The organism is Variovorax sp. SG517 (assembly GCF_013376045.1).
Lineage (GTDB): Bacteria > Pseudomonadota > Gammaproteobacteria > Burkholderiales > Burkholderiaceae_C > Variovorax.
Genome location: NZ_JABMJG010000004.1, coordinates 663,381 through 680,981 on the forward strand (window position 1 = coordinate 663,381; position 17,601 = coordinate 680,981).

Sequence of the window (17,601 nt, forward strand, 5' to 3'; positions counted from 1 at the left end):
CTGCACATACGTCATTTCGCTGATTGCGGCGGCAATGCGCTTCAGCGCGGGCGGGCGTAGCCCGACTCGATCCAGGCGCTGGCGCTGCTCGCCGTGAGCCTGAACCCGGGCGACACGCTCACGCTGGCGAGTTCGCTGTCGTCCGCATCGTCGAAGGCCGTGAGCGTGGCCGTGGGGTTGTCCTCGTCGGGCACGATGGAAAGCGCCACGCGCACGCGACGGTCGTCGCGCGCGGTGACGGTCACGCTCTTGTTGAGCGTGGCGTGCAGCTGCTGCTCGTGGCGGCGGATCACTTCGGCGGCGGTCTTCACCAGCGTGGAGAAGGCGGGGCCGTCGAGCGGCTTCGGGTTCTTCTTGTCGCGGCCCATGGTCCAGGGGCCGACGAGGGCGGGCTCCGGGTCGCCGTGGCGCGTCATCTCGACGGCCCAGCCGTCGTCTTCCTCGTTCTTGATGATGCGGGCGGTCCAGCGGTCGTCGCGCCAGAGGCGGTCTTCCTGCAGGGGGAGGATGTCGGAGTCTGTGGTGGGTTCGGTCATTCGGTTGCTGTCGTTCTGGCGCGAGGCATTTTCGCCCCGGTCCCGGCACTGTCGATATGGCGCGCGAGACCCTCTGCCAGCGCATCGAAGGCGGCGCGGCAGCGCGGGCTGCCGCGCAGGTCCTCGTGCATCGTGACCCAGGTGTCGAGTTTCAGCGAGAGGCCGCGCGGCATCAGCCGCACCAGCGCGGGGTCGCGGCTGGCCAGCGCCACCTGGCAGATGCCGATGCCGGCGCCGGCGCGGATCAGCGCCAGCTGCGTGAGATCGCTGTCGGTGCGCAGCGAGAAGGTGTCGCGCGTGAAGCCCGTGAGCGACTTGCCCGCGTTGCGCACGAAGGCCGTGGGCTGGTCGTACCCGATCAGCGAGTGGGCGGCCAGCTCTTCGAGCTTGCGCGGCGTGCCGTGGCGCTCGAGATAGTCGCGATGCGCGTGGAAGCCCAGCTCGATGTTGCCGATGCGGCGCGCCACCAACTGTTCCTGCCTGGGGCGCACCATGCGCACGGCGATGTCGGCCTCGCGCCGCAGCAGGTCCTGCACGCGGTTGGTCGACACCAGCTCGACCTTCAGCGCCGGGTGCGTCTCGCGAAGCCCCGTGACGATGGGCGGCAGCACTTCCGCGCAGACGACCTCGCTGGCCGATACGCGCACCACGCCGCGCACGCCTTCGCCCTGGCTGCTGGCGGCGCGCTCCAGCGAGGCGGCCGTGCTTTCCATGGCCTCCGCATACGTGCGCAGCGCCAGCGCCACCTCGGTGGGCAGCAGCCCCGTCTGCGAGCGCGTGAAGAGCACGGTGCCCAGCGCCTCCTCGAGCGCCGCCACGTGGCGCCCGACCGTGGGCTGGGTGATGCCGAGGGCCCGTGCCGCGCCCGAGAGCGAGCCCTCGCGCAGCACGCTCAGGAAAGTGCGGTAGAGCTCCCAGCCGATGTTCGAGGTCATACATAAATGTATGGCCGATAGCTCATGTTCGGCAATTCCAATGGAATCGGTGCGGTTCCAGAATTCTTCCATCGGCAACAACTTCTGGAGCATTCCATGGCAAACGACACGGTCCTGGTTCTCGGCGCAACGGGCGGCATCGGCGGCGAAGTGGCCCGCCAGCTGCGCGATGCGGGCTGGCAGGTGCGCGCACTGAAGCGCGATACACAGGAAGGAAAGCGCGAGGGCATCACCTGGTTCGCAGGCGACGCGATGGACGCGCAGGCGGTGCGCCGCGCCGCCACGGGCTGCTCGGTCATCGTGCACGCGGTCAACCCGCCGGGCTACCGCAACTGGTCGCAGCTGGTGCTGCCGATGCTCGACAACACCATCGCCGCCGCCAAGGCAGAAGGCGCGACGATCGTTCTGCCGGGCACGGTCTACAACTTCGGTCCCGACGCCTTCCCGCTGCTGGCCGAGGGCTCGCCGCAGCGCCCGCTCACCCGCAAGGGCGCGATCCGCGTCGAGATGGAGCGGCGTCTGGAAGAGGCCAGCCGCCAGGGCGCGCGCGTGCTGATCGTGCGTGCCGGCGACTTCTTCGGCCCGAAGGCGGGCAACAACTGGTTCTCGCAGGGGCTGGTGAAGGCGGGGCAGCCCGTGCGGGCCGTGAGCTATCCCGGCAGTCCCGGCGTCGGCCACCAGTGGTCGTACCTGCCCGACGTGGCGCGCACCATGGTCGAGCTGCTCGCGCGCCGCGACAGGCTGGGGCCCTTCGCGCGCTTCCACATGGCCGGCCACTGGGACGCCGACGGCACCCGCATGAGCGATGCCATCCGCAAGGTGGTCGCGCGGCGCACCGGTGCCAGGGTCGGCGTGTCGGCCTTCCCGTGGTGGCTGCTGACGCTGGCCTCGCCCTTCGTCGTCACCTTCCGTGAAATGCGCGAGATGCGCTACCTCTGGCGCGAGCCCGTGGGCATGGACAACGCGAAGCTGGTGGCCTTCCTCGGCCGCGAGCCGCACACGCCGCTCGACGAGGCGGTGGAGGCTGCGCTCGACGGCATGGGCTGCCTGGCCACCGTGCCGATGGCGGCCGCGGCCTGACCGGCGCCGCTCAGAACACCGACAGCCCCGTGCGCGCCACGAAGAGTTCGAGCGCCTTCATGCCCAGCAGCGAATTGCCGGTGGCGTCGAGCGCGGGCGACCACACGCACAGCGTGAGCCTGTCGGGCACCACGGCCACGATGCCGCCGCCCACGCCGCTCTTGCAGGGCAGGCCGATGGAGAAGGCCACGTCGCCCGCCGCGTCGTAGGTGCCGCAGGTGAGCATCAGCGCGTTGATGCGGCGCGTCTGCCGCTCGCCCGTGACCTCGGGCTCGCCGTCGAGCGGATGCGCCCCGTCGCGGCACAGGAAGGCGGCAGCGCGCGCGAGCTGGCGGCAGCTCATGCGCAGCGCGCACTGGTGGAAGTAGGTGTCCAGCACGGTCTCGACGTCGTTGTCGATCTTGCCGAAGCTCTTCATGAAGTTGGCCAGCGCGATGTTGCGAAAGCCCGTCTCGGCCTCCGATTGCGCCACTTCGTCGTCGAAGGCGATGGGCTCGCCGCACAGGCCGCCCATGAGCGCGAGGATGTCGGCCTTGGCGCTGCCGCCAGCGGCCCTGGCCTGGCTCACCAGCCGGTCGGCGACCGCGATGGCGCCTGCATTGATGAAGGGATTGCGCGGCTTTCCCTGTTCGTTCTCCAGTTGCACCAGCGAGTTGAACGGGTTGCCCGAGGGCTCGCGGCCGATGCGCTCCCACAGCGCGTCGCCCATGCGCTGCATGGCGAGCGTGAGCGTGAAGAGCTTCGACACGCTCTGGATCGAGAAGGGCGTCTCGAAGTCGCCCGCGCCGGCTTCCTCGCCCTCGCAGGTGCGCAGCGCGATGCCGAACTGCCGGGCATCGACGCGCGCGAGCGCCGGGATGTAGCTGGCGACCTTGCCGCCCTGGCCCAGCTGCGGGCGCAGGGTGGCGACGATCTCGTCGAGGACGGGCTGGAATCGGGTGATGTTGCTGCTCATGCGCCGCGTTGTACCGCAGGCCGCCGGTTCACCAGCACGATGCCCAGCGCCACGCCCACCAGCGCCACGATCAGCTGCGCCGTGAGCGGCTCCTTCAGCAGCGCCACGCCGAAGACCAGCGCGAACAGCGGCGTGAGAAAGGTGAAGGACGACATCTGCGTGGCCGGGTAGTGCCGCAGCAGCCACATCCAGGCGAGATAGCTCGCGAAGGCGCCGACCACCGTCTGCAGGCCGATGGAGGTCCAGGCCCAGGCGGAATACGAGAAGCCCCAGTGCTCGCCCAGCACCAGCGAGAGCACCGGGCACGCCGCCGCGGTGACCGCCACCTGGTAGAAGAGCGTCTTCTCGGCGCTGGCCGTGGCCAGGCGCGTGGTGCGCAGCGTGAGCGTGGTCAGGCCCCAGAGCATGCCGGCCCCCAGCGCCAGCCCGTCGCCGATGAGCTGCGACGAGCTCATGTGGGCGAAGCCCTCGCTGAAGGCCAGCACCACGCCCGAGAACGCGATGAAGAGCCCCAGCCACTGGAAGCCGCGCAGCCGCTCCGCCGGCACCCATCGCGGCAGCAGCAGCGACACCCAGAAGGGGGCGGTGTAGAGGAACACCGTGAGCCGCGATGCGCTGGTGTGCTGCAGCCCCAGGTAGATGCCGGCGAACTCGCCCGCGAACAGCGCGCCCGCCAGCAGCCCGGGCCACAGCGTGCCGTCGCGCTCGAAGAGCGGCACGCGCCGCCACACGCACCACAGCCACAGCAGCGCCGTCGCGCCGACCATGCGGATCGAGGCCTGCCACATCGGCGGCACCTCCACCACGGTGGTCTTGATGAGGATCTGCTGCAGGCCCCAGAAGGCGCAGCAGGCGATGAGAAGGCCGATGGCGAGGCCGTCGAGGTGGGTTTTGCGCTGGATCATTCGGGGCGGTCGATCGAACGGGGGATGGCGGCCGATGGCCGCCGAATTCATCCGATGATCGTATCGTGCCCGGGCAACCCGCGTGGGCTCACTGGGCAAATGCGTCCAGCGCCGGCAGCGGCGCCTGGCGCTCGAAGCGCTGGCCGATGGCCTGCAGCGCGGCCTCCAGGAACTGCAGGAACATGCCCATGGCCACCGAGGTCGTCTGGCCAGAGCGCTGGTAGAGGCAGCTGAAGGAGCGCGCGCCCGCGTCGGCCAGGCCGGTCCACACCAGCGTGCCGCGCTCCACGTCCTCGGCCACGTTCTCGGGAATGAGGAAGCCGATGCCGGTGCCGCCCGCCACGAGGCGCCGCACCATCGCCACCGAGCTGGTCTCCACCAGCGGGCGCACCTTGCGGTGCTCGCGGTGGTCGATCTGGTCGACCATGGCGCGCAGCTCGGTGTCGGGCGTCATGAGGATCAGCGGGTGGTCCAGGCAGTCGCGCAGACGCGGCAGCTTGCCCAGCGCCGCCAGCGGATGCCCCGGCGGCGTGACCAGCCCCAGGTGCTGCGGAAAGCTGCGGATCTCCTCCACGCCCGGCGGCGGCTTGCGGCGCAGGCAGAAGCCGATGTCCGATTCGCCGTTGGCCACCCATTTGAGGATGTTCTCGCCGCTGCCCGAGCGCACGCCGTAGGTCACGCCGGGGTAGTTCTTCATGGCCGTCTCGATGACCTCGGGCACCAGCTGCTCGGCCGAGGAATGCGGCACCGCCAGGTTGATGTGGCCGCGCCGCAGCGAGCGCAGGTCTTCCACCTGCGCCAGCGCGTTGTCGAAGTCGCGCTGCCCGCGCCGCACGGCGGCCACCATGATCTCGCCGGCCGTGGTCAGCTGCATGCCGCGCGGCAGCCGGTCGAACAGCGGCGTGCCGACCTGCTCCTCGAGGTTGAGCACCTGCTGGTGGACCGCGGCGGCCGTGAGGTGCAGCGCCTCGGCCGCTTTGCGCACCGAGCCGCGGCGGGCCACTTCGTCGAAACAGCGGAAGGTCTGGGAGATGGCGCGCATGGTGGCGGGAGTGTATGGATTTTCCGTACGCACTGTACGAAACAAACAGATTTTCCTGACGGGCGATGCGGCCTAGATTCGCACCGTCATCCACACCGTCATCCATCCTCCGAGGTTCGTTCCCGTGACCACCACCACCGTCGACCAGATCACCCAGCGCCGCCGCGGCACCGGCCTGATCGCCCACGACCCGGCGCTGAGCGCCGGCGGCTACATCCTGATCGCGCCGCAGACCGACGACGGCAACGTCTACCTGATCGACATCGAGGGCCGTGTCGTCCACCAGTGGAAGATGCCGGTGCGCCCGGGCCGCGCGGCCGTGATCCTGCCCAACGGCAACCTCGGCTACAACGGCAACCACGCCGATTCGCCCGAGATCTACCCGGCCTGGTCGCTGTGGCACGGCGGCGATTTCTACGAGGCCACGCCCGAGGGCGAGATCGTCTGGCGCTTCCAGGACCCGACCCACCACCACGACGCCCGCTGGCTGGCCAACGGCCACCTGCTGTACGCCGGCTGCGCGCCGGTGCCGGCCGGCTTTGCCGAGCGCGTGCCCGGCGGCACCGCCCACCGCCCGGACGAGACCATGTACGGCGACGTGATCCGCGAAGTCGACCGCGACGGCAGGCTCGTGTGGGAATGGAAGGCCTGGGAGCACCTCGCGCCGGAAGACTTCCCGATCCACCCCGGCTTCGGCCGCACCCACTGGCCGCTGGTGAACGGGCTCGACGTGACGGCCGAGGGCCTGGTGCTCATGAGCCTGCGCACCACCTCGGGCATCGTCGGCATCGACCGCGCCACGGGCGGCGTGAAGCTGCACATCCCGCCGTCGGTGCTGTCGCACCAGCATGCGCCGGTCGCGCTGGAGAACGGCAACATTCTTGCTTTCGACAACGGCAACTTCCGCACCGGCAAGCATGTGGCTTTCTCGCGCGTTCTCGAAATCGACCCGACCTCCAACGAGGTCGTGTGGCAGTACGCGGACGAACTGGTCAACGCCTTCTACACCGCCTACATGGGCAGCGCGCAGCGCCTGCCCAACGGCAACACGCACGTCACCGAGTCGGCCACCGGGCGCCTCTTCGAGGTCACGCCGGCCGGCGAGGTGGTGTGGGAGTACGTGATCCCCTGGTTCGCCGAGTACCCCGACGAGGCCGCGCGCAAGTACGTGCCGGGCCGCCAGAACAGCGTGTTCCAGACTTTCCGCTACAGCGCGGCGCAACTTCCCTGGCTCAAGGTTTCCGCATGACGACGACTTCTTCTTCCTCGCTTCGCCGCCTCCTGCTCGCGCTGGCCGCGGCGCTGCCCTTCGCGGCACAGGCCGCCGACGCGCCCAGGCCGGTGCGCATCCTCAGCAACTGGTTCGCCCAGCCCGACCAGGCCGGCTACTGGCAGGCCCAGCAGGACAAGCTCGGCCGCGAAGCCGGCATCGAGATCAGCGTGCTGCAGGGCGGCCCGAAGATACAGACCATCCCGCAGGTGGCCTCGGGCCAGGCCGAGTTCGGCATCGGCAACGCCGACGACGTGCTGCTGGCCCGCCTGCGCGGCGCGCCGGTGCGCGCGGTGTTCGCGCACCTCGACTACGTGCCCTACACGCTGGTCTATCACGCCGACCCGGCCGTGAAGTCCATCGCCGACCTGCAGGGCCGCACCTTCGCGGTGAACATCGGCAACGCCTACTGGGAGTGGACGAAGAAGCAGTACAAGCTCGCGGGCACGCGCGAGATCCCGGTGAGCGGCGACCTCGGCCTGTTCCGCAACGATCCGAAGATGGTGCAGCAGGGCTACTCGCTCTTCCTGCCCGCGCGCATGGCCGCGGCCGGCGTGCAGGTGCAGCAGATCACGCTGGCCTCGCTGGGCTACCGGCCCTACGACGTGCTCTTCACCACCGACGAGATGATCCGCAAGAACCCCGCGCTGGTGAAGGCCACCATCGCCGCGGTGCAAAAGGGCTGGGCCAACTATGTGCGCAACCCGCAGGGGCTCAAGCCGCTCATCACCGGCATGAACAAGCAGATGACGCCCGAGGTGTACGACGCGGCCAACAAGGAAATGATCGAGACGCTGATCTCGCACGACCTCGGCCGCATCGGCTGCATGACGGACGCGCGCTGGAGCGAACTCGCGGGCCAGCTGCGCAGCGTCGGCTTCCTGCCCGCGGGCTTCGACGCGAAGCAGGGCTACGACCGCACGCTGGTGCCGGGCTGCAACCCATGAGCGGCGCGGCCGTCGGGCTGGAGGGCGTGTCGAAGCGCTTCGACACGCGCAAGGATGGCGGGCTGCTGGCGCTGGACACGGTCGACTTCGCGCTGCGTCCGGGCGAGTTCGTCTCCATCGTCGGGCCCTCGGGCTGCGGCAAGTCGACCCTGCTGCGCATCATGGCGGGGCTGGTCGCGCCGAGCACCGGGCGCTGTACGCGGCCCGACGGCATCGAGACCGCCTTCGTGTTCCAGGAGGCCGCGCTGCTGCCTTGGCGCAACGTGGAGCGCAACGCGCAGCTGCTGATGGAGCTCGAAGGCCACCCGCCCGACAGCTACCGCCCGCGCGCGGCGGAAGCGCTGGAGCTCGTGGGGCTCGCGGGCTTCGAGAAGTCGTATCCGCACCAGCTCTCGGGCGGCATGCGCATGCGGCTGTCGCTGGCCCGCGCGCTCGCGCTGCGGCCCGGGCTGCTGCTGCTCGACGAGCCGCTGGCGGCGGTCGACGAACTCACGCGCGACGTGCTGCAGGAAGAGCTCTCGTCGCTGTGGCGGCAGGCCGGCTTCACCGGCGTGCTGGTGACGCACAACGTGCACGAGGCGGTGTACCTCTCGAACCGCGTGGTGGTGATGTCGCCGCGGCCGGGGCGCATCCTCGACGTGATCGACGTGCCCTTCGCATTCCCGCGCGCGCCCGAGCTGCGCGCCAGCGCCGACTTCGCGGCGCTCACCGGACAGGTGACGGCGGTGCTGCGCGCGCAGCACCACGCGCAGGCCGTGGCCTGAGGAAACGGCGATGACCCGATCTTCTTCTTCGTCTTCTTCCTCCGCCCTGGCCTTCGCGCGCAACGCAGCCCCCGTGCTGGTGGTCGCGCTGCTCGCCATCGGCTTCTGGTGGCTGCTGAGCGCCACCGTCTACCAGGGCAAGGGCTACCTGCTGCCCTCGCCGCAGGAAGTGGCGGCCGCCACCGTGGAGAACGCCGCAACGCTCGCGGGCGCCACGCTCTCCACGCTGAAGGAGGCGCTGCTGGGCTACGCGCTGGCCATCTTCGTCGGCATCGCGGGCGCCGCGGTGCTGGCGCAGTCGCGGCTGCTGGAGCGCAGCCTGTATCCGTACGCGGTGCTGCTGCAGACCGTGCCGGTGGTGGCGATTGCGCCGCTCATCGTGCTCTGGTTCGGCTACAACGAGCTGTCGGTGGTGATCGTGAGCTTCATCATGTCGCTCTTCCCGATCATCAACAACACGATGCTCGGCCTGCGCTCCACCTCGCGCAATCTCGCGGAACTGTTCGCGCTGCATCGCGCGGGTGGGCTGGTGTCGTTCTGGAAGCTGCGGCTGCCGGGCGCGCTGCCGCACATCTTCGCGGGGCTGCGCATCTCGGCGGGGCTGTCGGTGATCGGCGCCATCGTGGGCGAATTCATCATCGGCTCGGGCAATGCCGAAGGCGGGCTCGGCGTGCAGATCGTCTTCGCGCAGGGGCGCATGTACACCGCGCTGCTGTTCGCCGAGGTCATCGCGGCGACGCTGCTGGGCTTTCTCTTCTTCCTGGTGGTGAGCGCGATCGGCCGGCTGCTGCTGCGGCACTGGCACGAGTCGGCGCTGGGGAGCTAGCCAGCTTCGCTGCCCGCTTATCTGGTGGAGGCCACCGGGTAGGGCGGCTTGCCCCGTGTGCCCGTCATCAGGTCGGGCACCACGGTCTCCACGTCGGGCACCGCGCGTGCCGCGCGCTCCAGTTGCTTCGCGAGCGCCGCGTCCGGCACGCAGCCCTGCAGGTAGACCCAGCGCCGCTGGATGACGACCCAGACGCTGCCCTTCTTCACCCCCGGCACGGCCAGCAGCGCGGCGCGCACCTTGGGCGCGAGCGGCTTGTCGTAGCGGTAGGCGTTGCTGTCGGCGCACTTGCCGGCCAGCCAGCAGGTGGTGCCGCGCTCCAGGCGCGAGTGGGTCTGCAGGCGGCGTTCTTCCGTCGTGTAGAACGGGCCCTCGGGCACGGCGCAGGCCGGCAGGCCCGAGGAGATCTGGAAGAACGGGTCGTCGAACCAGTTCTGCTTCAGTGGCGCCGCGGCTTCCTGCGCCGTGCCGGCCTGCGCGGCGAGCAGCAGGACAAGCAGGAGCGCAGGGCGGCGCGTCACAAGGGATGCTCTGTGTAGAAGCGCCCGCCGTGGAAGAGCAGCGGCGATGCGCCCGCGTCGTGCGAGCAGCGCTCCACCTCGCCGACGAAGATCACGTGGTCGCCTTCGTCGTAGCGGCTGCGGTTGAAGCACTCGAAGCTGGCCGCCGCGCCCACGAGCACCGGCGCGCCGCCCAGGCCCTCGGTGAAGGCCACGTCGGCCCAGCGGTCGATGTTCTTGGTGGCGAAGCGCTCGGCCAGCGCCTTCTGGTTGGCCGCGAGGATGTTCACCGTGTAGTGTGAGCCGGCGCTGAGCGCGGGCATCGAGCCGGCTGCGCGCGACAGGCTCCACAGCACCAGCGGCGGCGTCAGCGACACCGAGTTGAAGGAGTTGGCCGTGAGGCCGACCAGCGTGCCGTCCGCCGCGCGCGCGGTCACGACGGTGACGCCGGTGGCGAACATGCCGAGGGCTTCACGGAACTCGTCGGACGAAAAGGAGGGCGGCTGGGCCCGGCGGGGAGTGGTCACTGAAAAAGACGCAAATGGCTTGGAGGCGGAGGGCCATTTTGGCTCAGCGCCCGCCGGCCTGCCCGTCCGGGTTCATCAACTCCTCCACCAGCCGGGTATAGACGGCCGCCGCCGGGGAGGGCGTGCGCGCCGCCAGCGTGACGAGGCTGTAGTGCGTCTGCATGCGTTCGAGCCCCGCCACCGGCAGGGGAACGAGCGTGTCGGTGTCGTGGCCGGGGACGGGTGCAACCGGCGCGAGGATCACCGCGTCGGCCGTGAGCGCCAGGTGCCGCAGCGTGCCGGCGTCGTCGCAGGTCACGTTGAACACGCCGCGGTCGCCGCGCGGGGCGAGCCGGTCGAACTGCTGCGCCACCTCCGCCGGCATGCGCGGGCCGGCGACGGGGTAGTCCATGAGCTTCTCGAGCGCCGTCGGCTGTTGCTTGAGCTTCAGCAGCGGGTGCTTGGGCCGCACGAAGAAGGACACCGGCAGGTTGGGCAGCCGCGCGAGCTTCAGGCCGGGCTGCTGCTTGGTCAGGTCGCGCGTGTCGGCCACGAACAGGTCGAGTTCGCGGCGGTGCAGGCGCTCGCACAGCGTGGCGGTGTCGGCCACCTCCATGCGCATCTGCAGCTGCGGGTGGCGCTGCGTCATGAGCGACAGGGCCGCGCGGCCCAGCGTGCCGGCGGCGAAGGGGCCGAAGCCGACCGCGAGGCTGCCGATGGCCAGGCCTTCGAGCTGCAGCACGTCGCGCGCGATCTGCTGCGCGTCGGCCAGCAGTTCGCGCGCGCGTGCCAGCACCAGCTCGCCGGCCTGGGTGAAGCGCACGCTGCCGTAGGCGCGGTCGACCAGGCGGGCCTGCAGGCTTTCCTCCAGGCTCTCGATGCTGCGCGAGAGGGCGGGCTGCGAAAGATGCACTGCCTGGGCCGCGCGGCCGAAGCTGCCCTGGTCGGCGAGGGCGACGAGATGCTGGAGCTGGCGCAGCTGCATTTTGCGTTTTGCTTCAAAAGGGAGCGCATATTTTGCATTTGCCAATGGTTCTGGCGCTTCGCAGAATCGTCGGCATGCAAGCCTCCTTCCCATCTTCTGCTTCCCTTTCCGCCGTGCTCGTTGCCCTGGCCTGCGCGCTGGGAGCCTCGCCGTCGTTTGCGCAGATCGCGCCCAAGGCGCCCGAGCCTTCCACGCTTCAGGCCAACGCCGACATGGCCAAGACGCTGCCCTTCGCCAACCGGCAGGACTTCGAGGACGCGATGCACGGCTTCGTCGGCACCGTGCCCGACGCGCTGGTGCCGGGCGCTGGCGCGCGCCCGGTCTGGAGCATGAAGCCCTACGACTTCCTCAAGGCCGACGCGCCGGCCGACACCGTCAACCCCAGTCTGTGGCGCCAGGCGCAGCTCAACGCGATCCACGGCCTCTTCAAGGTGACGGAGCGCGTCTACCAGGTGCGCGGCTTCGACATCGCCAACATGACCATCGTGGAAGGCGACAGCTCGCTGATCGTCATCGACCCGCTGCTGGCCGCAGAGACCGCGCGCGCCGCGCTGGAGCTCTACTACCAGCACCGCCCGCGCAAGCCCGTGGGCACGGTGATCTACACGCACGGCCACGCCGACCACTTCGGCGGCGTGAAGGGCGTCGTCGACGAGGCCGACGTGAAGGCCGGCAAGGTGCAGGTGCTCGCGCCCTCGGGCTTCATGGAGACGGCGGTGGCCGAGAACATCCTCGCGGGCAACGCGATGAGCCGGCGCTCGCAGTACCAGTTCGGCACGCTGCTGCCGCCGGGCCCGCGCGGGCAGGTCGACACCGGCCTGGGCAAGGCGCTGGCGCGCGGCACCATGTCGCTGATCGCGCCTACCTCCACCATCGACAAGCCGACGGAAGAGCGCGCCATCGACGGCGTGCAGTTCGTCTTCAGGCTCGTGCCGGGCTCCGAGGCGCCGTCGGAAATGATCATGTACCTGCCGCAGTTCCGCGTGCTCAACATGGCGGAGGACGTGACGCACAACATGCATAACCTCTACACCATCCGCGGCGCCGAGGTGCGCGACGGCAACCTGTGGTCGAAGTACATCGACGAGGCGCGCGTGGCCTTCGGCGGCAAGGCCGAAGTGCTGATCGCCCAGCACCACTGGCCCACCTTCGGGCAGGACCGCATCGTCGACCTGCTGAAGAAGCAGCGCGACATGTACAAGTTCATCAACGACCAGTCGCTGCGCCTGCTCAACCAGGGCTACACGGCGGCCGACATCGCCGAGACGCTGCGCATGCCCGCGAGCCTGGAGCAGGAGTGGTCCGCGCGCGGCTACTACGGCACGCTGCGGCACAACGCCAAGGCTGTCTACCAGAAGTACCTGGGCTGGTACGACGCGAACCCCGCCAACCTCAATCCGCTGCCGCCGGTGGCCTATGCGAAGAAGACCATCGAGTACATGGGCGGCGCCGACGCGGTGCTGGCGCGCGCCCGCGAAGACTTCAAAAAGGGCGAGTTCCGTTGGGTGGCCAGCGCGATGAGCCAGGTGGTGTACGCCGACCCATCCAACCGCGCGGCCCGCGAGCTGGGCGCCGATGCGCTCGAGCAGATGGGCTACCAGTCGGAAGCCGGCACCTGGCGCAGCGCCTACCTGGTGGGTGCGATGGAGCTGCGCGACGGCGTGCCGAAGATCGCGGGCGGCAACAGCGCCAATGCCGATTCGCTCAAGGCCGTGAGCAACGACCTGTTCTTCGACTTCCTGGGCGTGCGGCTGAACGCCGCCAGGGCCGAGGGCAGGAAGATGGCCATCAACTGGAGCTTCACCGATTCCAACCAGCAGTTCGTGCTGACGCTGGAGAACTCCGCGCTCACCCACATCGCGGGCCGCCAGCCGGATGCCGACGCCACCGTAACGCTGAACCGCGCCACGCTCGACGCGATCACGCTGAAGGAAACGAGCTTCCCGGCGGCGGTGCTCGCGGGCAAGGTGAAGATCGACGGCGACCGCGCGAAGCTGGCGGAGCTGATGTCGATGCTCGACACCTTCGAGCCGATGTTCCCGATCGTCGAGCCCAAGGCTCAGCCGAAGAACCAGTAGCACACCGCGATGGCGGCCACCACGCCTGCCAGCTCGGCCAGCAGCGCGCAAGACACCGCATGCCGCGTGCGCTGGATGCCGACCGCGCCGAAGTACACCGCCAGCACGTAGAAGGTGGTTTCGGTGCTGCCCTGGATGGTGGCAGCCACAAGCGCTGGGAAGCTGTCGACGCCCTGGCTCTTCATGGTCTCGATCAGCATCGCGCGCGCCGCGCTGCCCGAGAAGGGCTTGACCAGCGCGGTGGGCATGGCGTCGACGAAGCGTGCGTCGAAGCCACCCGCAGTCACCAGCCAGCGCAGGCCGCTCAACACGAAGTCGAGCGCACCTGATGCGCGCAGCACGCCGATGGCGCACAGCATCGCCACCAGGTAGGGCAGCAGGTTCTTCGCGATGTCGAAGCCTTCCTTCGCACCCTCGATGAAGCACTCGTACACCTTGATGCGGCGGATGGCGCCCGCCAGCAGGAACACGACGATCACGCCGAACAGCGTGAGGTTGCCCAGCAGCGACGACAGCGACGCGATGGCCGCCGCCGAGAGCGTGCCCAGCAGTGCCATGAAACCGCCCAGCAGCAGCGCGCCCGGCACCAGGTAGGCGAGCACCACCGGGTCCCACAGCCGCAGGCGCTGCGCCACCGCCACCGACAGCAGCCCCACCAGCGTGGAGGCGCTGGTGGCCAGCAGGATCGGCAGGAACACCAGCGTCGGGTCGCCCGCGCCCTGCTGCGCCCGGTACATGAAGATGGTGACCGGCAGCAGCGTCAGCGACGAAGCGTTGAGCACGAGGAAGAGGATCTGCGCGTTGGTGGCCGTCACCGGGTCGGGGTTCAGCCGCTGCAGCTCGCGCATCGCCTTCAGGCCGATGGGCGTGGCCGCGTTGTCCAGCCCGAGCGCGTTGGCCGCGAAGTTCATGGTGATGAGGCCCAGCGCCGGGTGCCCCGCCGGCACGCCCGGCATGAGCCGCCGGAAGAGCGGCCCCAGCAGCCGCGCGAGCCAGCCGACCAGCCCCGCCGCCTCGGCGATGCGCAGGAAGCCCAGCCACAGCGTGAGCGTGCCGAAGAGCAGCACCATCACCTCGACCGCCAGCCGCGCCATCGCGAACAGCGCCTCGACCAGCGCCGCGAACACCGTCGGGTCGCCGCCCACCAGCCACCGCACCAGCGCCGCCAGCGCCGCCACCCCGAAGAAACCAAGCCACAAGCCGTTGAGCACGCTTCTTTTCCTTTTGTTTCGCTTCGATGATAGGCCCGCCATCCGGGGCCGCCGCGAGCTACAGTTCGGCCCATGCGCGCCTCCACCGTCCGCCGATACGCCGCTCTCGCCCTGGGCGCAGCCACCCTTTGGCTGGCGGGTTGCGCGAGCCTGCCGCCGCCGCAGCCGCGCCCGGTGGTCACGGCCTTCACCGACGTGTCGCAGACCGAGCTCGGGCAGCTCGCGGCCAAGGGAACCCCGGGCGGCTCGACATCGCTCTCGGGCTTCAGGCTGCTGCCGGAGGCGGCCTTCGCGTTCGATGCGCGCATCTCGCTCGCGCGGCACGCAGAGAAGTCGCTCGACGTGCAGTACTACCTGATCCAGAAGGACGACGTCGGCCTGCTGTTCCTCAAGGAGCTGCGCGAGGCCGCCGCGCGCGGCGTGCGCGTGCGGCTGCTGGTGGACGACCTCTACACCGGCGGCGAGGACGAGGTGTTCAGCACGCTGTCGGCGTTCCCGAACATCGAGGTGCGGCTGTTCAACCCGCTGCCCTCGCGCGCGGACTCGCTGGCGACGCGGCTGCTGTTCTCGCTGACCGACTTCGGCCGCATCAACCACCGCATGCACAACAAGCTGCTGGTGGCCGACAACAGCTTCGCGGTCTCGGGCGGGCGCAACATCGCCAACGAATACTTCATGCGCAGCACGGCGGCGAACTTCATCGACATGGACGTGCTCTCCAGCGGCCCGGTGGTGCGCCAGATGTCCGAGGGCTTCGACCGCTACTGGAACAGCGAACACGTGCGCCCCATCGAGCAGATCGCGCCGCTGCGCATGCCGGTGGAGCAGGCGCAGAAGCGCTTCGACGAGATCGCGCGCACGGCGGTGCCCGACGTGGCCATGCACCAGCGCGACGTGCTCGACAAGTCGCCGGTGGGGCAGCAGCTCATCGCGGGCAACGTCGAGCGCTACTGGGCGCCGTCGACGCTGTTCGTGGACGACCCCGAGAAGATCACGCGCAAGGCCGAGGCCGCCTACGAGGGAAGCGTGACCGAGGGGGCGCTGAGCGTCATCAATTCGGCCAAACGCGAGGTGAAGATCGGCTCGCCGTACTTCATTCCGGGCGCGCGCGGCATGGCGATGATGAAGAAGGCCATCGACCGCGGCGGCCGCATCACGGTGGTGACGAATTCGCTGGGCGCCACCGACGAGCCGCTGGCCTATGCGGGCTACGAGCGCTACCGCGCCGACATGCTGAAGATCGGCGTCTCCATCTACGAGATCGCGCCCACGCTCACCGGCAAATCGGGGCGCTTCGGCGACTTCGGCAAGTCGATCAGCCGGCTGCACGCCAAGCTGGCGATCGTCGACGACGAGCGCTTCTTCATCGGCTCGATGAACCTCGACCACCGCTCCGCCGCGGTCAACACCGAGATCGGGCTGGTCATCGACAGCCCCGAGCTGGTGAAGGACTACGACAGGCTCATGAGCGGCGAGCGCGTGAACCTCGGCTACCGGCTGCGCCTGGGGCCCGACGGACGGCGCGTGCAGTGGCTGGAGTACGACGACGCCGGCGGCGACATCGTCCACGAGGACGAGCCGGGCGAGTTCCTCTGGCTGCGCTTCAAGAACTGGCTGCTGCTGCCCATCGTGGGCGAAGAACTCCTGTAGCCGGCGGCATGCTCCAGCCGGCATGAATGTGGCGGCCATGCCGAAGCCGCCCAAGAAGTAGCCGCCCAGGTCATCTTCCGAACGGGAAGGTGCGTTACATTCCTCGCAAGAGTGTGAACTTTTGTCACAGACGCATTCATTTCCGGAGACTTCGACCATGACCGTTCCCATGCCGCGCGAGTCGATTGCGCCGCTTTCCACCAGCCGTCGGCGTGCGCTGACCGGTCTGGCCGCCGCCACCGCAGCCGCCGGACTCGGCTTTCCGGCGCTCGCGCAGAACCGGCCGGTGCGCGTGGGAACGACCTTCGACAACAGCAGCGTCGAGAAGGCGAACGGGCAGGGCCTCTACCAGGGCTCCAGCGCCTTCTTCAACGCGCTGAACAAGGCGGGCGGCATCAACGGCACCAAGGTCGAGCTCGTGATGGCCGACGACACCTTCAAGCCCGAAGTGGCCAAGGCCAACGCGCTGGCCTTCGAGAAGGACAGCTCCGTGCTCGCGCTGGTGCACCCCCTGGGCACGCGCCAGACGGCCGAGGTGATGGACGCGGTGCCCGGCATGGCCGTGGTGGGGCCCATCACCGGCACCATCTCGCTGCGCAAGAAGAATGCGCCCAACACCTTCTGGGTGCGCGCCAACTACGACCAGGAGGTCGAGAAGCTGGTGAGTACCGCCGCCGTGCTGGGCCAGAGCCGCATCGGCCTGGTGCATTCGAACGATCCGCTGGGGCAGTCGGTGCTGGCCGCCTTCAAGAACGCGCTGGCCAAGGCCAAGCTGGAGCCGACGGTGATCGCGACCACGCCCAACACCACCAGCATGGAAGTGGGCCCCGCGGCCGAAGCCATCGCCAAGGCCAAGCCGCAGGTGGTGGTGGTCGGGCTGGCCGGAACGGCGCCGGTGTTCCTGAAGGCGCTGCGCGAGGCGGGCAACAGCAGTTCGGCCTACGGCCTGTCGATCACGGCCAGCGCGCTGTCGGCCATGGGCGACCTGGCCAAGGGCCTGGGCTTCGTGATCGTGGTGCCCTCGCCGTACTCGACCAAGTTCGAGATCGTGCGCCGCTACCAGGCCGACATGGTGGCCAACGGCACCAAGGATTTCTCGCTCACCAGCTTGGAAGGCTACCTGAACGCGGCCGTGCTCGCCGAAGGCATGCGCCGCGCGGGCGGCTCGCTCACGCGTGCCTCGGTGATGTCGGGGCTCGCGAGCATCGAGAACTTCGACCTGGGCGGCGTGAAGATCAACTACGGGCGCACCAACCGCGAAGGCGGACAGTTCGTGGACGTGGCCGTCATCGGCAGCCGCGGACAGATGCTGAGCTAGGCCAGGTACTCCCCCAGGCTTCGCGCACTTCGTGTCGCTTCGCCAACCCCCTCACCGGGGGCGACACCTGCGGCCCGGCAAAGCCGGTTCCGC

The 17,601-nt window shown here is 69.5% G+C and carries 17 protein-coding genes; 8 read left to right on the forward strand and 9 right to left on the reverse strand.

Translation table 11 applies throughout. From position 1 onward, the window contains the following. Positions 1-41 precede the first annotated feature (41 nt). Positions 42-536, reverse strand: a complete 495-nt coding sequence (locus FHT32_RS15825; protein WP_176665540.1) for a hypothetical protein — start codon at positions 534-536, stop codon at positions 42-44. After that, entirely contained in the window at positions 533-1,471 is a 939-nt protein-coding gene (locus FHT32_RS15830; protein ID WP_176665541.1) for a LysR family transcriptional regulator, read from the reverse strand. Before FHT32_RS15830 ends, FHT32_RS15825 begins: the two co-directional genes overlap by 4 nt. Before the next feature lie 96 nt (positions 1,472-1,567). Here FHT32_RS15830 and FHT32_RS15835 point away from each other — a divergent pair, with 96 nt between their 5' ends. Further along, positions 1,568-2,551, forward strand: a complete 984-nt coding sequence (locus FHT32_RS15835) for an SDR family oxidoreductase (RefSeq protein WP_176665542.1) — start codon at positions 1,568-1,570, stop codon at positions 2,549-2,551. Between the two features lie 10 nt (positions 2,552-2,561). Here FHT32_RS15835 and FHT32_RS15840 read toward each other — a convergent pair whose 3' ends face one another. The 3 genes from FHT32_RS15840 to FHT32_RS15850 all read right to left on the reverse strand — a co-directional run bounded on the left by FHT32_RS15840 (position 2,562) and on the right by FHT32_RS15850 (position 5,453). After that, a complete protein-coding gene (locus tag FHT32_RS15840; protein ID WP_176665543.1) occupies positions 2,562-3,506 on the reverse strand; it encodes a glutaminase in 945 nt (314 codons plus the stop codon). Continuing rightward, a complete protein-coding gene (locus tag FHT32_RS15845) occupies positions 3,503-4,411 on the reverse strand; it encodes a DMT family transporter (protein WP_176665544.1) in 909 nt (302 codons plus the stop codon). Before FHT32_RS15845 ends, FHT32_RS15840 begins: the two co-directional genes overlap by 4 nt. 88 nt (positions 4,412-4,499) lie before the next feature. Beyond that, positions 4,500-5,453: a LysR family transcriptional regulator gene (locus FHT32_RS15850; RefSeq protein ID WP_126183476.1), complete on the reverse strand. Its 954-nt coding sequence runs from the start codon at positions 5,451-5,453 to the stop codon at positions 4,500-4,502. Between the two features lie 124 nt (positions 5,454-5,577). Between FHT32_RS15850 and FHT32_RS15855 the strand changes: the two genes are divergently transcribed. From FHT32_RS15855 to FHT32_RS15870, 4 genes are read left to right on the forward strand one after another with little or no spacing between them, the layout of a single operon-like run. Then, complete coding sequence (locus FHT32_RS15855) at positions 5,578-6,702, forward strand: aryl-sulfate sulfotransferase (protein WP_176665545.1); 1,125 nt, start codon at positions 5,578-5,580, stop codon at positions 6,700-6,702. Further along, the gene (locus FHT32_RS15860) at positions 6,699-7,670 is read left to right on the forward strand and encodes an ABC transporter substrate-binding protein (RefSeq protein ID WP_176665546.1); all 972 of its coding nucleotides are present in this window, start codon (positions 6,699-6,701) and stop codon (positions 7,668-7,670) included. Before FHT32_RS15855 ends, FHT32_RS15860 begins: the two co-directional genes overlap by 4 nt. Continuing rightward, a complete protein-coding gene (locus FHT32_RS15865; RefSeq protein WP_176665547.1) occupies positions 7,667-8,434 on the forward strand; it encodes an ABC transporter ATP-binding protein in 768 nt (255 codons plus the stop codon). Before FHT32_RS15860 ends, FHT32_RS15865 begins: the two co-directional genes overlap by 4 nt. 10 nt (positions 8,435-8,444) lie before the next feature. Further along, entirely contained in the window at positions 8,445-9,260 is an 816-nt protein-coding gene (locus FHT32_RS15870; RefSeq protein ID WP_176665548.1) for an ABC transporter permease, read from the forward strand. Positions 9,261-9,277: 17 nt separating this feature from the next. On the opposite strand, the gene FHT32_RS15875 is transcribed toward FHT32_RS15870, so the two are convergent. Genes FHT32_RS15875 through FHT32_RS15885 form a run of 3 tightly spaced genes read right to left on the reverse strand, consistent with a single transcriptional unit; the run spans position 9,278 to position 11,251 of the window. Continuing rightward, positions 9,278-9,781 (reverse strand): BON domain-containing protein, encoded by a 504-nt coding sequence (locus FHT32_RS15875; RefSeq protein WP_176665549.1) that lies wholly within the window; start codon positions 9,779-9,781, stop codon positions 9,278-9,280. Next, the gene (locus tag FHT32_RS15880; RefSeq protein WP_176665550.1) at positions 9,778-10,287 is read right to left on the reverse strand and encodes a flavin reductase family protein; all 510 of its coding nucleotides are present in this window, start codon (positions 10,285-10,287) and stop codon (positions 9,778-9,780) included. Before FHT32_RS15880 ends, FHT32_RS15875 begins: the two co-directional genes overlap by 4 nt. Before the next feature lie 43 nt (positions 10,288-10,330). Further along, entirely contained in the window at positions 10,331-11,251 is a 921-nt protein-coding gene (locus tag FHT32_RS15885; protein ID WP_176665551.1) for a LysR family transcriptional regulator, read from the reverse strand. Positions 11,252-11,325: 74 nt separating this feature from the next. On the opposite strand from FHT32_RS15885, the gene FHT32_RS15890 reads away from it, so the two are divergent. Beyond that, positions 11,326-13,329 (forward strand): alkyl/aryl-sulfatase, encoded by a 2,004-nt coding sequence (locus tag FHT32_RS15890; protein ID WP_176665552.1) that lies wholly within the window; start codon positions 11,326-11,328, stop codon positions 13,327-13,329. Here the strand turns inward: FHT32_RS15890 and FHT32_RS15895 are convergent. Beyond that, a complete protein-coding gene (locus tag FHT32_RS15895) occupies positions 13,311-14,540 on the reverse strand; it encodes a spore maturation protein (RefSeq protein ID WP_176665553.1) in 1,230 nt (409 codons plus the stop codon). The genes FHT32_RS15890 and FHT32_RS15895 overlap by 19 nt on opposite strands. A gap of 72 nt (positions 14,541-14,612) precedes the next feature. On the opposite strand from FHT32_RS15895, the gene FHT32_RS15900 reads away from it, so the two are divergent. Both FHT32_RS15900 and FHT32_RS15905 read left to right on the forward strand, forming a co-directional pair. Further along, entirely contained in the window at positions 14,613-16,190 is a 1,578-nt protein-coding gene (locus FHT32_RS15900; RefSeq protein WP_176665554.1) for a phospholipase D family protein, read from the forward strand. 157 nt (positions 16,191-16,347) lie between these two features. Next, positions 16,348-17,508 carry an ABC transporter substrate-binding protein gene (locus FHT32_RS15905; RefSeq protein ID WP_176665555.1) on the forward strand — a complete coding sequence of 387 codons (1,161 nt, stop codon included), beginning with the start codon at positions 16,348-16,350 and terminating at the stop codon, positions 17,506-17,508. Positions 17,509-17,601: the final 93 nt, after the last annotated feature.